Source organism: Variovorax paradoxus (assembly GCF_030811855.1).
In the GTDB taxonomy this organism is placed as follows: domain Bacteria; phylum Pseudomonadota; class Gammaproteobacteria; order Burkholderiales; family Burkholderiaceae_C; genus Variovorax; species Variovorax paradoxus_L.
In genome coordinates this window covers 45,068-60,787 of sequence record NZ_JAUSRN010000018.1, presented here as the reverse complement: position 1 = coordinate 60,787, position 15,720 = coordinate 45,068, and the positions used below count along the sequence as shown (strand labels likewise).

Here is a 15,720-nt window from a genome sequence, read left to right as displayed (position 1 = left end):
GACCCGGCCAGACTCGCCCATGTGTGTGGGACGTGTCCGGCATGGGGCCGGCGGTGGCCGGCCCGTGGCGAATCAGCCCGCCGCGATGCGCTGCGCCAGATGGGCGAGCGCTTCCTCGACCTGGTCGACCAGGATCAGCGACAGGTCGCCCGGCTGCAGCCGCGCCAGCGCGGTGTCGATGGCGACGAACTCGCCGCGGATCTCGTCGATCTGGCGCGTGCGCGCCGCGCCCTGCAGGCCTTGGCGCAGCAGCGCCATCACCTCGCCGTCGGCGCGACCGCGCTGGGCTGCGTCTTGATAGAGGATGACGTCGTCGAAAGCCTGGCCCAGGATGGCGGTCTGGTCGCGGATGTCGGAATCGCGCCGGTCGCCCGCGCCGCTGATCACCACCGAGCGCTTGTTGGCCGGCATGGTGTCCACGGCCGAGACCAGCGCGCGCATGGCGTCGGTGTTGTGGCCGTAGTCGGCAATCACGGTGGCGCCGCGGTAGTCCATCACGTTGAAGCGACCCGGCACGCCGGCCGCGTCGTTCATGAAGCTCGCGAGGCCGCTGCGAATGGTGTCCCAGTCGAGGCCCACAGCCCACGCGGCGGCCACCGAAGCCATCACGTTGTCGACCTGGAAGCCGATGGTGCCGTTGCGCGTGATGGGCACGTCGCGCAGCGCAATGCGTTCACGCCAGGAGCCTTCGGCCGCTACCAGCGTGTCCTGGTCGACGTAGACGGTGCGCTTGCCTTGTGCACGGTGCGTGGCCATCACCGGATGCTGGCGGTCGGCGGTGAAGAAAATCACGTGGCCCGGGCAGCCCGCGGCCATGGCGGCAACGTTGACGTCGGCGGCGTTGAGCACCGCATAGCCATCGGGCGCGACGTTGCGCACCACCACGCGCTTGAGCACCGCGAGGTCTTCGACCGTGGTGATGTAGTTCAGGCCCAGGTGGTCGCCGCTGCCGATGTTGGTGACCACGGCCACCTCGCAGCGATCGAAGCCGAGGCCTTCGCGCAGCACGCCGCCACGCGCCACTTCGAACACGGCCGCATCCACGTCGGGGTGCATGAGCACGTTGCGCGCGCTCTTGGGGCCGCTGCAGTCGCCGCTGTCGGTCTGCCGGCCGTCGACGTACACGCCGTCGGTGTTGGTCATGCCGGTGCGCAGGCCGCTCGATGCGAGCAGGTGGTTGATGAGGCGCGCCGTGGTGGTCTTGCCGTTGGTGCCGGTGACGGCCACCACCGGAATGCGGCCGTCGTCGCCGGGTGCGAAGAGCGTGTCCATGACCGCCTCGCCGACCGCGCGGCCGCGGCCGAACGAAGGCGAGATGTGCATGCGCAGGCCGGGCGCGGCATTCACTTCGACCACGCCGCCGTGTTGTTCCTCGAGCGGACGCAGCACGTTCTCGCACACCATGTCGACGCCGCAGATGTGCAGCCCGACCATCTGCGCCGCGTCGACCGCACGCGCGGCGACTTCGGGGTGCACGGTGTCGGTCACGTCGGTGGCGGTGCCGCCGGTGGACAGATTGGCGTTGTTGCGCAGCACCACGCGCTGGCCGCGTTCGGGCACGCTGTCGGGCGTGAGGCCCTGGGCTTCGAGCCGGCCGACGGCGATGTCGTCGAGCCGGATCTTGGTGAGCGACGTGGCATGCCCTTCGCCGCGGCGCGGGTCGAGGTTGACGGTGTCAACCAGCTGGCGCACGGTGGAACTGCCGTCGCCGATCACGTTCGGCGGGTCGCGACGCGCGGCGGCCACGAGCCGGTCGCCCACCACCAGCAGGCGGAAATCGAAGCCCGGCAAAAATTTCTCGACCATCACTTCGCCATATGCCGCGGCGGAGTCGTACGCGGCCGTGAGCTGCTCCCGCGTCGTGATGTTGACCGTGACGCCTTTGCCCTGGTTGCCGTCCTGCGGCTTCACGACCACGGGCAGGCCAATGTCCATGGCGGCGGCCCAGCCATCTTCGGCATCGGTAACGGGGCGGCCCAGCGGCACGGGCACACCCGCGGCATTGAGCAATTGCTTGGTGAGTTCCTTGTCCTGCGCGATCGACTCGGCCACGCCGCTGGTGCTGTCGATCTCGGCTGCCTGGATGCGGCGCTGCTTGGAACCCCAGCCGAACTGCACCAGGCTTCCGCTGGTGAGGCGGCGGTACGGAATGCCACGCGCCACGGCGGCATCGACGATGGAGCCGGTGCTCGGACCCAGGCGCTCGGATTCGTCGAGGTCGCGCAGCTCTGTGATGGCGGCGGTGGCGTCGAAGGGCGCGTCGGCCAGCGCGGCCGCGATCAGCTCTTCGGCCAGTTCGAGTGCCCGGCGCCCGACGGCTTCTTCGCTGTACTGGAAGGTGACTTGGTAGACGCCTTCTTCGACCGTGTGTGCGGTGTGGCCGAAGTTGACGGCACAGCCGGCCTGCGATTGCAGCGCAACGGCGGCGTTCTCGAGCACGTGGGCCAACGCCAGCGGTTGGCCGAGCACCATCGGATGCAGTTCGCCAATGGTGGGAAACCGCGCGCGTAGGCGGGCTTCGAAGCCTGGCAGCCGGCTGATGGCGTTCTCGTTGCCTTCGCAGGCAACCACGGCCTCGATGGCGGTGTGGCGGCTCCAGAGATTGGGACCGCGCAGGGCTCGGGTACGGGTGACTTTCATGGGGCGGCGCGCATCAGGCAAATTGTGGTTGGGGCGAAAGCGGCTGCGTCTGCGAAAGCTGCAGCGAGGCCAGGGCCGCCTGCAGGTCGGCTTCGAAAGCCTCGACACCCGCACCGATGAGGTTCAGCGGAATGCCGAGTGCCCAAGCCGCGGCTACGGCCGCCAGCAGGCTCTCGAGGCTGACGCCCGCGTGGGTGGCGCGCCAGATGGTCAGGCGGCCGAGACCCGGCAAAAAGGATTCGCTGCTGCCGTTGGCCAGCACCACGCGGTCTTGCCGCACCAGCACGGCCTTGCCGCCGTTGGCCTGGTGCGCGGTGAGCGCGGCGGCTTGCGGATCGGCGGCGTAAAGAATGACGGAGCCATCGCACAGCGGTGCCAGGCCGGCCACGCGCGGATCGCCTGCGTTCAGCACGGCCGTGCCTTCGCCGAGTACCACATCGACCTGCGTACGCAGCACCTTGACCATCTGGTCGCTCTCGGTGATGTCGTAGTCGGCCAGCGCCTCGGCGCCTTCGAGGTCGGTCACGATGCCGACTTCGCAGCGGTCGTAGGCGAGGCCGTCGCGCAGGATGGTCTCGGCGCCGTTCTCGATCACCACGGCCTGCACGGCACGGTTCACGAGCAGGCGGTGGCCGGCGTCCCAGTTGGCGCTGTCGCGCGCATCGACGCGGCGGCGCTCCAGGAACAGGCCGTCGCGGCAGGCCAGGCCCGTGTGGCGCCCACCCAGGTTGATGAGCCAGGCGACCAGGCGCGCGAGCACGGCAGTGTCCTTGGAGCCGGCCACGCCGACGACCGGAATGCGGCCTGGCGCGTCATTGGGAAACAGGTGGTCGCAGATCGCGCGGCCCACCGGGCGCGGCGAACCGACTGCCGGCTTCAGGTGCATCAAGAGGCCAGGGCCGGCGTTGACTTCGACGATGGCGCCGCGCTGCGGACCGAGCGGCTTGCTGATGTCCTGCGCCACCAGGTCGATGCCCGCGATGTCGAGGCCCACCACGCGCGCGGCCAGCACGGCGGCATGTGCGACTTCGGGGTGGACCAGGTCGGTGCAGTCGTTGGCCATGTTGCCGTTGCGCTGGATCGTGACCACGCGGCCGGCGGCCGGCACCGAAGTGCCGTCGAGTTCCTGGCGCTTGAGTTCGAGTTGCAGCTTGGCGTCGGTGTCCAGCACGATCAAGTCGAGCGGATATTCCTCTTCGGCGCCGCGGCGTGGGTCGCTGTTGAGTTGCTTCTCGATCAGCTCGGCCACGGTGCTCTTGCCGTCGCCCGTGACGGTGATGATCTCGCCGCGCGCGGCGGCCACCACTTCGCCGCCCACCACCAGCAGGCGGTGTTCGTGGCCGCGGATGAAGCGCTCGACCATCACGTCGCTGCCTTCGGGCTCGGCGACCGCAAAGGCGGCCATGACTTCTTCGCGCGTAGTGAGTTCGAGCGACACGCCGCGGCCGTGGTTGGCGTCCGACGGCTTCACGGCCACCGGCAGGCCGATGTCCTCGGCGGCTTCCCAGGCTTCTTCGGCGTTGGCCACCACCTGGCCCTCGGGCACCGGCACGCCGCAGCTCGCGAGTAGCGACTTGGTCAGTTCCTTGTCGCTGGCGATGGATTCGCCAATGGCGCTGGTGTAGTCGGTCTCGGCAGTCCAGATTCGCTGCTGGTTGGCGCCATAGCCCAGCTGCACGAGGTTGCCTTGGTTGAGCCGCATGTGCGGAATGCCGCGGTCGGTGGCGGCGGACACGATGGCCGCGGTGCTCGGGCCGAGGTAGCAGTCTTCGACCTTGGCCTTGACCGCATCGACGGCTTTTTGCACGTCATTGGCGCTGAAGGGGTCGTTGTTGATGGCGGCCATCAGCAGGCGGTGGCCTTCGGCCAGCGCCACCCGAGCCACCTGCTCGTCGCGCGCCCGGAACACCATGCGGTAGACGCCGTGCTCCGAGGTGCTGCGGGTCTGGCCGAAGCCGGTCGGCATGCCGGCAAGGTTCAGCAGTTCGATCACCACGTGCTCGAGCACGTGGCCCGACCAGGTGCCTTCGGTCAGCCGCTCGATGAAGCCGCCGCGCTCGCCCACGCCACAGTGGTGCTCTATCAGAGCCGGCAGCAAGGCCGTGAGGCGGTCCGTGAAGCCGTCGATCTTGTTGGACGGGTAGTCCTCCAGTTGGCCCAGGTCGAGCCAGACTTCCAGCACGGGCCGGTAGGTCCAGAGGTTGGGACCGCGCAAATAATTGATGCGCAGCAGGCGAATGTCGTCGAAACGGGTCATGCAAACGTTCGATGTGCTTTGGCCGAGCACCACGGCGCCTTCAAGCGCGCCCATGGCAATCAGTCAGAATCGGCGCCCGACAAAGGACGCCATGAAGCGGTCCAAGCGGCCCGCGACGGGCAAGAGTCAAAGAAACACAATGCAACATCACGATCCAGTCGGCGCCCGGGAGGGCGAAACCGAGGCGACCTCAGACGCGCTGAAAAGTCGGCTCGCAGCCGCGGAAAACGTTCTGGTCACATTACCGGTTGACCTTGACGATGAACTTCTGTTTACCTTTGGGCTCGTGGCCCTGACGGACCGGCGCCTGCTCGCGCTGCAACCGGGCGGCCAATGGTGTGAGTGGACACTATCAGATTCGACGCTCGATGTGCATTTGAGCGACCATTCGGGCGTTGGAACGCTCGAATTGGTGGGTGCCAACGGGCTTCTGGCGCGATGGCGCTACACGCTCGCCAACCAGCCGGCCGCCCTGCGGCTGCTCAAGCTTTTTGGCCAGCGCGAAAACGGCACTGTCGCCGAGGTGACAGCCGAGCCCGATGGCGACGATCTGGCCGGCGCCGACGCCGAACTGCAGAAACCCCCCTCGACCTGGGTGCTGCTGCGGCTGGGGCGCTTTGCCAAGCCCTATCGCAAGCAACTGATCACAGGTTTTCTGCTGACGCTGATTTCCACCGCGGCGACCCTTGTGCCGCCCTACCTGACCATCCCGCTGATGGACGACATCCTCATTCCGTTCCAGAACGGACAGAAGATCGATCCGGCGCGGGTGGGCCTCTATCTGAGCGGGCTGCTCGGCGCGGCGCTGGTGGGCTGGGGCCTGGGCTGGGCGCGCACCTACCTGCTGGCGCTGGTGTCGGAGCGCATTGGCGCCGACCTGCGTACCACCACTTACGAGCACCTGCTGACGCTGCCGCTCGACTATTTCGGCGGCAAGCGCACCGGCGACCTGATGGCGCGCATCGGCTCGGAAACCGACCGCATCAACGTCTTTCTGTCGCTGCACGCACTCGATTTTGCGAACGACGTGCTGATGATCGTGATGACCGCGGTCATCCTGGTCTCTATCAACCCACTGCTCGCGGTGGTCACGCTGGTGCCGCTGCCCTTCATTGCCTGGATGATCCACGTGGTGCGCGACCGCCTGCGCACCGGCTTCGAGAAGATCGACCGTGTGTGGTCAGAGGTGACCAACGTGCTGGCCGACACCATCCCCGGCATCCGCGTGGTGAAAGCCTTTGCGCAGGAGCGCCGCGAGGCCGAGCGCTTTCGCGTGGCCAACGCCTACAACCTGCAGGTGAACGACAAGCTCAACCGCACCTGGTCGCTGTTCACGCCCACTGTGTCGCTGCTGACCGAAATCGGTTTGCTCGTGGTCTGGGGCTTCGGCATCTGGCAGGTGGCGCGCGGCAGCATCACCGTGGGTGTGCTCACCGCGTTCATCGCGTACATCGGCCGCTTCTACACGCGGCTGGATTCCATGAGCCGCATCGTGTCGGTCACGCAGAAAGCGGCGGCCGGCGCAAAACGCATCTTCGACATCCTCGACCATGTGAGCAACGTGCCCGAGCCAGCCAACCCGGTGAAGATCGAGCGCGTGCAGGGGCGCATCGACATGAGCGGGCTGGGCTTTCGCTATGGCTCCCGCGCGGTGATCCGCGACCTCGACCTGACCATCGAGCCTGGCGAGATGATCGGCCTGGTCGGCCACAGCGGCTCCGGCAAGAGCACGCTGGTCAACCTGATCTGCCGCTTTTACGACGTGACCGATGGCGCCATCAAGGTCGACGGCACCGACATCCGCCGCTTTGCCGTGGCCGACTACCGGCGCCACGTCGGGCTGGTGCTGCAGGAGCCGTTTCTCTTTTTCGGCACCATCGCGCAGAACATCGCCTACGGCAAGCCCGACGCCACGCGCCAGGAGGTGGTGGCGGCCGCGCGCGCCGCGCATGCGCACGACTTCATCCTGCGGCTGCCGCACGGCTACGACTCGCTTGTGGGCGAGCGCGGGCAGGGGCTTTCGGGCGGCGAGCGCCAGCGCATCAGCATTGCTCGCGCCCTTTTGATCGACCCGCGTATATTGATCCTCGACGAAGCGACCTCGGCCGTGGACACCGAGACCGAGAAAGAGATCCAGAAGGCGCTCGACAACCTCGTGCAAGGCCGCACCACCATCGCCATTGCGCACCGCCTGTCGACGCTGCGCAAGGCCGATCGGCTGGTGGTGATGGACCGGGGCGAGGTGGTCGAGGTGGGTCCGCACGATGCGCTGATGGCGAAGCAGGGAGCTTATTGGCGGCTCTACCAGGCGCAGCTGCGCCAGGCCGAGGAAGAAGCGAGCGAAGGTGCGATCGACGAACGCGCCGGCGCCCAGTTGCCGCTGGTCAGCCATGCGGCCCACCCGGCGGGAGACGTGTGATGAGCAACGACGACAACACCCCCATTCCCGTTTTCGGTCTGGAACGCGACAGCTTCGGCCACCTGGTGCTGACCGATGCGGAGGGCGAGCGCCACGCCGGCGTGACGCCAGTGCGGGCCTTTCCGCTCAGCGCGCCCGACGAGGGCGTGTCGCTGGTCGGCAGTGAGGGCCGCGAGCTGGTTTGGATCGACCGCGTCGAAGCGCTGCCGCCGCAGACCCGCGCTTTGATCGAGGAAGAACTGGCGGTGCGCGATTTCGCGCCTACGCTGTTGAAGCTGCACGCCGTCTCGAGCTTCGGCGTGCCCAGCACCTGGACGGTGAGCACCGACCGCGGCGACACCAGCTTCGTGCTCAAGGCCGAGGAAGACATTCGCCGGCTCGACGGAGGCGCGTTGCTGATCGCCAGCGCGCATGGCGTGCAGTTCCGCATTCCCGATGTGAAGGTGCTCGATCGCGCCTCGCGCAAGCTGCTCGAGCGTTTTCTCTAGCCAGAAGCCGCGGGTTCAGGCCGAGGCGGCGCCACCCGTCGCCGCAGGCAGCGCACATGCCTGCTGCCCCGCAGCCCTGGCGCGCTGTTGGCCCCAGTCGGTAATGGGCTTCTCGAAACGGCGGTACAGAAAATCGGATGCGACCAGCGCGACGCCGAAGGATGCGAACAGCATCAACGGCCCGGCGACCGTGGCGGGCGACATGCCGATCACGGCCTGAGCGGCCAGGTACTGAACCAGGTACATCGCGTACGAGCGGCGTCCCACGAACAGGAGAAATCGCGACGATAAAACGCGACGCAGCCATGTGTTCGCTATCAGCGAAGGCAGCAGCATGCCCACCAGCACCACGTAGATCGCGATCAGCTGCGGCTGGCCGATCCAGGTGGAGATGGCCAGCGATTTGCGGTGCACGGCGACGAGCGCAAGCGCCACCGCGAGGGCTGCCGCCTGTGTCATGAAAATCCGTATCCAGCCAAAGGTCCTGCGCGAATGCATCGCGATGGCCACCATCGAGCCGACCAGCATTCCGAGGTAGTTCCAGGGCGAGAACCACGACGGATGCGAACCCGTCATCCAGATCGCGGCCAGCAGCGCAAGGCCGCAAGCGGCGGTTCCGAAGCGCGAGGCGCAGGTCGAGCCGAACAGCGCGAACACGGCCGGCCACAGGAGGTAGTACTTCCACTCGACGCCGAGGGTCCAGGTCATCTGGAGCGGCGCGAATTCGGCGAGCTCGTTCAGCAGCGTGAGGTAGTAGGGCGTGGCTGCCTTCATCTGTTCCCACACCGCGCCCTGCGCGACGAAGCTCAAGCCCAGCACCAGCAGATAGACGAGTAAGTAGAGCGGCAGGATACGGGCCGCGCGCCGGATGTAGAACGCCTTCAGCGACACCGTGCCGGTGGCATCGCGCTCGCGCAGCAGCAAGGTGGTGATCAGGAAGCCGGAGAGCACGAAGAAGGCATGCACGCCCAGCCAGCCGGAGAACTTGTCCCACTTGGGCCCGCCGAAGTGAAAGCCGAAAACGAGGAAGACGGCAACGGCTCGCAGGCCGTCCAGCGCCGCGAAATTCCGTGTTTGCAGATAGTCCTCAAGGTCGTGGATCGACCCTTGTTCGCGCATTTAGCGGCCTCCTCCGAGGGGCCGGATTTTGCCCGAGAGCGTACTTTTGTGGTGCACTGTATCTGTCTCCGGAATTGCTCTTGTTGCCCCCGCGCGACGCTTCGTCCCCCGGGCTGCGAAAATCGGAGCTTTGAACCGGCAACGGCCCCCCGTTGAAGCGAAATGCCCCTGCACACCACCGCCCTCGTCCTGTTTTCCGGTGGCCAGGACTCGACCACCTGCCTCGCGGATGCCCTTTCCAAGTACCAGCGCGTCGAGACGCTGGGTTTCGACTACGGCCAGCGCCACCGTGTCGAGCTCGACGTGCGCGGCACCATCCTCTCGAAAATGCGCGAGCGCTTTCCCGACTGGGCGCCGCGCCTGGGCGAAGACCACGTGCTCACGCTGGCCGCGCTGGCGCAGCTCGGCGGCTCCTCGCTGACGGAAGAGGTGGCCTTCGAAATGCAGGCCGACGGCCTGCCCAACACCTTCGTGCCCGGACGCAACCTGCTGTTTCTCACGCTGGCCGGTGCGCTGGCGTACCGGCGCGGCCTGCAGGTGATCGTCACTGGCGTTTGCGAGACCGACTTCTCGGGCTATCCCGATTGCCGCGATGACACCATGAAGGCGATGCAGCTTGCGCTGTCGCTCGGGCTGGAGCGCCGTCTGGTGATCGAGACGCCTCTGATGTGGATCGACAAAGCCGAGACCTGGCAGATGGCTCACCGCCTGGGTGGCGAGCCGCTGGTGGACCTCATCGTTGAAGAAACCCACACCTGCTACCTCGGCGACCGCGAACATCGTCAGGCCTGGGGTTACGGTTGCGGCGAATGCCCCGCCTGCGACCTGCGCAAGAAGGGCTGGGAGCGCTACGCGGCCCGCGTCTAGGCGGCGGCTGGGGAGACCGAGGTTTCGAGCCGGTAGCGCGCGCTGCCGGCCGGTGCGTCGTCGGCCTGGGGCACCAGAGTCCAGCGCTGATTGTGGAAGTCGCCCACCGCGGCGCGATGCGCAATCGACACCATGGCGCCGCCCGCGGCCTTCACCCGGTCGGAAAGCCGCTTGTAGAGCACGCCCTCGGCCTCGGCGTCGAGAGCGCTGGTGATCTCGTCGGCAAATAGCCATGACGGTTTCTTCAGCAGCACGCGCGCGATCGACAGGCGCTGCTGTTCGCCGCCCGAGAGCTTCTGGCTCCAGACATCGCTGTCGTCGAGCCGGGTCACCAGGTCAGGCAGCATCGCGTCGACCAGGGCCTGGCGCAGCTCGGCATCGCTGTAGTTCTCGACCGGATTGGGGTAGGCGAGTGCATTGCGCAAGGTGCCGTCCGGCACATAGGGTCGCTGCGGCATGAACACCGCGCCGTCCGGCACCTTGACGTGGCCGCGCGCAAACGGCCAGATGCCGGCGAAGGTACGGAAGAGGGTCGACTTGCCGCTGCCCGAAGGGCCTTGCAGCAGCACGCTGTCGCCGGGCTTCACTGCCAGCGCCGCGCCCGACAGAAGCGGTGTGCCGTTGGGCAATGCCACGGCAAGGTCGCCGGTCTGCAGCGCCGGCGCAGCACCGTCGCGATCGAGTTGCTGGGCTCGCGTCGCGTGTGCGCGCATCGCGTCGTCGAAGCTGGTGAGCCGGTCCGTGGTGGCGCGCCAGACGGCCACGCGGTCGTAGTTGTCGACGAACCAGCTGAGCGAATCCTGCACCTTGCCGAAGGCCGACGAGATCTGCATCAGTTGGCCGAGCTGGATCGCGCCGCTGAGAAAGCGCGGTGCGGCGACGATGAACGGAAAGATCACCGCGGCCTGGCCGAAGAATGCGGTGAAGGTCACCAGGTTTTTCTGCTGCTTGATGAGCTGCAGGTAGTTGCGCAGCACCGCGCCAAAGCGAAGGTCGAGCTGGCCTCGCTCGACCTTTTCGCCGTGGTCGAGCGCAATGGCTTCGCTGTACTCGCGAACGCGCACCAGGTGATGGCGGAAGTCGGCTTCGAAGCGCTGCTGGCGAAAGTTAAGCCCGATCAGCGGCCGGCCGATGTAGTGCGTGATGACGGTGCCCACGACGCAATACACCACTGCCAGCCAGACCATCGCACCGGCGATCTGGTAACTGGTTCCGCCGATCGTGAAATCGAAATTGCCCGACAGCCCCCAAAGAATGCCGACAAAGCTCACCAGCGTGACGACGGCGTTCAGCAGCCCCATCGACAGCGTCATGGTGGAGTCGGTGAACATCTGCATGTCCTCCTGAATGCGCTGGTCGGGGTTGTCCGGCGTGCGGCCTTCGTCCTGCGCGTAGCGCGCCAGTTCCAGGTGGTAGAAGGTGCGATCGGCCATCCAGCGCGACAGATAACTGCGCGTCATCCAAGCACGCCAGCGCAGTTCCAGCAGTTGCGTGACATAGAACTTGAGCACCTGAATCGCGATGTTGGCGAACGCAAGCCAGCCAAACACGCCCACTTCGCGCCAGAAGATGCCGGCGTCCTTGTTCTGCAGGGCATCGTAGAAACGCCCGTACCACTGGTTGAAAAGCACCAGCGCATAAACGTAGGCGAGGTTCAGCGCGATGATGCCCACCAGCATGGTGCGCGCGCGCCATTTCTCTTCGGAGCGAAAGTAGGGGGCCGCGAGCGCTGCGATGCGCCGCAGGGTCGAGAAGGTCTGGGCAATGCGGGAGTCAGTGGCCATGGCGATGGGGTAGAGCAAAGCGCGCCGGACGGCGCATCGGCTGCATCGTAGCCCGCCAGCGGCGGGCAACCTTAAGCGACGCTGAAGCGAGCGCCGAGACCGCCCGCGAGCTTCGCTATCTCCTGTCAGGACGGCGCCGCGTCCGACTTGACCTGCGCCCGCCCGGGCGTAGCCTGCGGCGCATGAGAAGCGCAACTCTTGTTCTTCTGTTCTGCCTCGGCCTCCTGGCCGCCGGCTGCAACGAAAAGCCGAAGCCCGGTGGCCCGATGCCCAAGGCTGCGGTGGCTCACGCACTGCAGTCGAATTGATGACGCTCTGCGCGTCTGGCAGGCCTCCGCGTCCCCTGTGGCGCGGTGGGGCGTCGCGTCCCGGGTGAGGGAGTTATCCTCGATGCGGAGACACTCCTTGCGTGCATCGCGCGCAACCCACCAATGAAGGCATCGCCTCTCACCGATCACCAGCCCGATTCGCGCTATGCCATGTGGCGGCTGGGCCTGACCCTGCTCATCATGACCGTGGGCAGCAGCGGCATGTACGTCGTGTCGGTGATGCTGCCTGCGGTGCAGGCCGAGTTCGGCGTCGCTCGCGCCGATGCCTCGCTGCCCTATACGCTGCTGATGCTGGGCTTCGGCATCGGCGGTGTGCTGATGGGGCGCCTGGCCGATCGCTTCGGCGTGATGTGGCCCCTGCTGGGCGGTGCAGTCAGCCTGGGCCTTGGGTATGTCGCGTGCGGCATGGCCGATGGCATCGTGGCCTTCACCGTGGCGCAAGCGGTGTTGGTCGGCCTCTTCGGCAGCGCGGCGGCCTTTGCGCCGCTGGTGGCCGATACCTCGCTCTGGTTCGTCAAGCGGCGCGGCATTGCGGTGGCGGTGTGCGCAAGCGGCAACTATGTCGCTGGTGCCATCTGGCCGCCCATCGCGCAGCATTTCATCGAGACCGTGGGCTGGCGGCAGACCTACATCGGCATGGGCGTGTTCTGCGGCCTGGCAATGGCGGCGCTTGCGCTCTTCATGCGGGCTCGGCCGCCGGGCATCGCTGTCGAGCATTCGAGGTCCGCATCCGCCATGGAGCCGAGCGCACTAAGACAGCGCGACATGACGCGGCCGTTCGGATTCAGCATGGGCACGGCGCAAGGCCTGCTGTGCGTGGCCGGCGTTGCCTGCTGCGTGGCCATGTCGATGCCTCAGGTGCACATCGTGGCCTACTGCAGCGACCTGGGCTACGGCGCCGCGCGCGGCGCGCAGATGCTGTCGCTGATGCTGGCGTTCGGCGTGGTGAGCCGGCTGGTGTCGGGCGCAATCTGCGACCGCATCGGCGGACTTCGCACGCTGCTGCTGGGCGGCGTGCTGCAATGCGTGGCGCTGCTGCTGTTCCTGCCCTTCGATGGTCTCGTGCCGCTCTACGTGATCTCGGCGCTGTTCGGGCTGTTCCAGGGCGGCATCGTGCCGTCTTACGCGATCATCGTGCGCGAGCACTTTCCGCCCGCCGAGGCCGGCGCGCGCGTGGGCACGGTGCTGATGTTCACGCTCTTCGGCATGGCGCTGGGCGGCTGGATGTCAGGCAAGGTGTTCGACCTGACCGGCAGCTACCACGCGGCGTTCCTGAACGGCATCGGTTGGAACCTGCTGAACGTGAGCATCGCGGCGATGCTGCTGTTCAGGGTCCGGCACCTTCAGCTTCGAACCGCCGCGGCGTAGCGCCGTCAGAGATCGGCCAGGCCCATTGCCGGATCGCTCACTGTGTGCCTGCCGGTTTCGACGCGCCCGGCAAAGCGGCGCACATAGGCTGCGTCGGCATCGCAGGTCACGGCAAAGTCGTACCACGCTCCGCTGGCTGCGAGGTCCCAGTGCAGTTCGGCCTTGGCGCCGCCCTTCACGTCCGCGGTCCACGGACCGTCGTCGCGGTAGGCCTTGGCGCGCACGGTGAACTTGCAGGTGTTCCTGCCGCCGTTGAGCAACTCCAGGTACACGTTGCCGTTGGCGATGTCGTAGCACACGCGCACTTCCGGCGCGGCGGCATCGCCCGCGCGCAGCCGGTTGAGGTCGCCCTTGAAGTGGCGGTGAAAGCCGTTGGGGCCAAGCACCCAGAGGTCGTAGAAGCCGCTGTTGTCCGTGGTCGCATTCCATGTGTCGTCGAGTGTCTTGCCGGGCTCCACCATATAGCGGCGCGGGAGCCGGTCGAGGTTGAGCTTGTCGTAGACGTGGAACACCGCCGCCGCCTTGCCGGTGTTGGCGAACAACAGCTGCACCTTGCCGCCGATGCCATCGGCGCGCGCGCTGGTGTGCAGCTCGTAGGGCAGCGCACGCGAGGGGCGGGTGCCCGTCGCCTGCCGCGGCAGCTGCGGATCGAGCGGCAGCGCAACCTGGGCCAGGGCTTCCTGGGACGCGCGCAGCTGGTCGGCCTCGGCCTTGCTCTTGCGGCCGGCCAGCGTGGGCAGCGCCTCGCTGTTGGGGTTGGCAAAGTTGAAGGCGCTCGTGAGGTCGCCGCACACCGCGCGGCGGAAAGCGCCGATGTTGGGTTCCATGACGCCGAAGCGCGATTCGATGAAGCGGATGACCGAGGTGTGGTCGAAGGCCTGCGAGTTGACCCAGCCGCCACGGCTCCAGGGCGACACCACGTACATCGGCACGCGCACGCCCGGGCCGTACACACGGCCGTCGGGCGCGGGCTGGTCGGTGGTGCCGGGCGGGTTCGGATGGTTGAAGCGCTCGAAGGCGACGTCCGATTCGGGCAGCGTGGTCTTGCCGGCGGGCGTGCCGTCGGCATTGAGCGATGGGGCCGCGGGTGACGGGTAGTGGTCGAAGTAGCCGTCGTTCTCGTCAAAGTCGATGAAGAGCACGGTCTTGCTCCACACGTCGGGCACTGCGGTGAGCGCGTCCAGCGTTTCCTGGATGTACCAGCCGCCCTGCACCGGGCTCGACGGGCCGGGGTGCTCGGAATAGGTTGCCGGCGCGATGATCCACGACACCTGCGGCAGCTTGCCCTTCTTGATGTCCTGGCGGAACTGCTCGAGAAAACCGCCATCGGGCATGGTGTTGGCAATGCCCTTGTAAAGCGGATTGCCGGCGTCGTCGCTGGCCGGGTCGTAGGCGGGCGAGGCCACGTCGTTGCTCACGGGCTTGCCCGAGGCCTCGTTGGCGAGCCGGTATTGCTTGAAGCCAGCCAGCGGGTTGTCGCCGAAGTTCTCCGGCATGTTCTGGTAGACGATCCAGCTCACCTTGGCTTCCTGCAGCCGCTCGGGGTAGGTCTTCCACTCGAAGCCCTTGGCCGAGCTGTCGATCGAGTCCCACTCGTTGTTGACCGAAGCCACGTTCGCGCCGGTGGGGCCGTTGGTGCCGGTCCAGAGGAACATGCGGTTCGAATTGGTGCCGGTGTGCATGCTGCAGTGATAGCCGTCGCACAGGGTGAACGCGTTGGCGAGCGCGAACTGAAAGGGCAGTTCGGCTTCCTTGTAGTAGCCCATGGCCGCGTTGGTCTTGTAGCGTGGCCACTGGTAGGTGCGCCCGCCGTCCCAGGCGTTCTGGCCGTCGCTCCACGAGTGCGGCGTGCCGCTCACGCGCTGTGCGTTGCCCTTGCGGCTGTCCAGGTGGTAGGGCAGCACCGGGTTGCCCGTGGCATCGCTCTGCTGCCAGACGCTGCGGCCTTTGGGGAGCGGAATGGTGAAGCGGTCGCCGAAGCCGCGCACGCCCATGAGCGTGCCGAAGTAGTGGTCGAACGAGCGGTTTTCCTGCATCAGGATGACGATGTGCTCGACGTCCTGGATGGTGCCGGTCTTGTTGTTGGCGGGAATGGCCAGCGCACGGCGAATGCTCGGTGGAAAGGCGGCGATGGCGAGTGCGGCGGCACCGGTGGTGGCGGTGCTTGCAAGGAATTTGCGGCGTGAAGTCATGGTGTTGTTCTGGCGTTTCGTGGTGTTCAGGGCGCGCAGCGCATCTCAGGCTTGACGCTGGTCTCCGGAGGCGGTGCGGCAGGGACGGTCGGCGTCGGAGTCGCCACGCCAGGCAGAAAACCGGAGAAGCCACCACCACCATCGCCGCCACCGCAGGCGGAAAGGGCAGAGGCCAGGACCAGTGCTGGCACGAGCCGCACGGGCAGGGATGAAAGTCGCATGTGGGTTCCTTGGAGTTGTCGCGTGTCGGCACTCGA

General features: G+C 67.0%; 10 protein-coding genes. 4 read left to right on the top strand and 6 right to left on the bottom strand.

Annotated elements, in window-relative coordinates; translation table 11 throughout:
- Nucleotides 1-72 precede the first annotated feature (72 nt).
- Together cphA and J2X92_RS25880 are read right to left on the bottom strand one after the other, a co-directional pair.
- Nucleotides 73-2,640 carry a cyanophycin synthetase gene (cphA, locus tag J2X92_RS25885; RefSeq protein WP_307580117.1) on the bottom strand — a complete coding sequence of 856 codons (2,568 nt, stop codon included), beginning with the start codon at nt 2,638-2,640 and terminating at the stop codon, nt 73-75.
- A 13-nt stretch (nt 2,641-2,653) separates the two neighbouring features.
- Entirely contained in the window at nt 2,654-4,897 is a 2,244-nt protein-coding gene (locus J2X92_RS25880) for a cyanophycin synthetase (RefSeq protein ID WP_307638834.1), read from the bottom strand.
- A 139-nt stretch (nt 4,898-5,036) separates the two neighbouring features.
- On the opposite strand from J2X92_RS25880, the gene J2X92_RS25875 reads away from it, so the two are divergent.
- On the top strand, nt 5,037-7,316 hold the full coding sequence (locus tag J2X92_RS25875) for a cyanophycin metabolism-associated ABC transporter (protein WP_307580113.1): 2,280 nt from the start codon (nt 5,037-5,039) through the stop codon (nt 7,314-7,316).
- Nucleotides 7,316-7,804 (top strand): cyanophycin metabolism-associated DUF1854 family protein, encoded by a 489-nt coding sequence (locus J2X92_RS25870; RefSeq protein WP_307580111.1) that lies wholly within the window; start codon nt 7,316-7,318, stop codon nt 7,802-7,804. Before J2X92_RS25875 ends, J2X92_RS25870 begins: the two co-directional genes overlap by 1 nt.
- A gap of 15 nt (nt 7,805-7,819) precedes the next feature.
- Here the strand turns inward: J2X92_RS25870 and J2X92_RS25865 are convergent, their stop codons facing one another.
- Nucleotides 7,820-8,923, bottom strand: coding sequence for an acyltransferase family protein (locus tag J2X92_RS25865; RefSeq protein WP_307580109.1), 1,104 nt, complete (start codon nt 8,921-8,923; stop codon nt 7,820-7,822).
- A 162-nt stretch (nt 8,924-9,085) separates the two neighbouring features.
- Here J2X92_RS25865 and queC point away from each other — a divergent pair, with 162 nt between their 5' ends.
- On the top strand, nt 9,086-9,790 hold the full coding sequence (gene queC, locus J2X92_RS25860; RefSeq protein ID WP_307580107.1) for a 7-cyano-7-deazaguanine synthase QueC: 705 nt from the start codon (nt 9,086-9,088) through the stop codon (nt 9,788-9,790).
- Here the strand turns inward: queC and J2X92_RS25855 are convergent.
- Nucleotides 9,787-11,574 (bottom strand): ABC transporter ATP-binding protein/permease, encoded by a 1,788-nt coding sequence (locus J2X92_RS25855; protein WP_307580105.1) that lies wholly within the window; start codon nt 11,572-11,574, stop codon nt 9,787-9,789. The two genes, queC and J2X92_RS25855, sit on opposite strands and share 4 nt — an antisense overlap.
- A gap of 431 nt (nt 11,575-12,005) precedes the next feature.
- Here J2X92_RS25855 and J2X92_RS25850 point away from each other — a divergent pair, with 431 nt between their 5' ends.
- On the top strand, nt 12,006-13,271 hold the full coding sequence (locus tag J2X92_RS25850; RefSeq protein ID WP_307580103.1) for an MFS transporter: 1,266 nt from the start codon (nt 12,006-12,008) through the stop codon (nt 13,269-13,271).
- Between the two features lie 5 nt (nt 13,272-13,276).
- Here the strand turns inward: J2X92_RS25850 and J2X92_RS25845 are convergent, their stop codons facing one another.
- Together J2X92_RS25845 and J2X92_RS25840 are read right to left on the bottom strand one after the other, a co-directional pair.
- The gene (locus J2X92_RS25845; RefSeq protein WP_307580102.1) at nt 13,277-15,463 is read right to left on the bottom strand and encodes a phosphocholine-specific phospholipase C; all 2,187 of its coding nucleotides are present in this window, start codon (nt 15,461-15,463) and stop codon (nt 13,277-13,279) included.
- Nucleotides 15,464-15,489: 26 nt separating this feature from the next.
- Entirely contained in the window at nt 15,490-15,684 is a 195-nt protein-coding gene (locus tag J2X92_RS25840; protein WP_307580100.1) for a hypothetical protein, read from the bottom strand.
- Between the last annotated feature and the right edge of the window lie 36 nt (nt 15,685-15,720).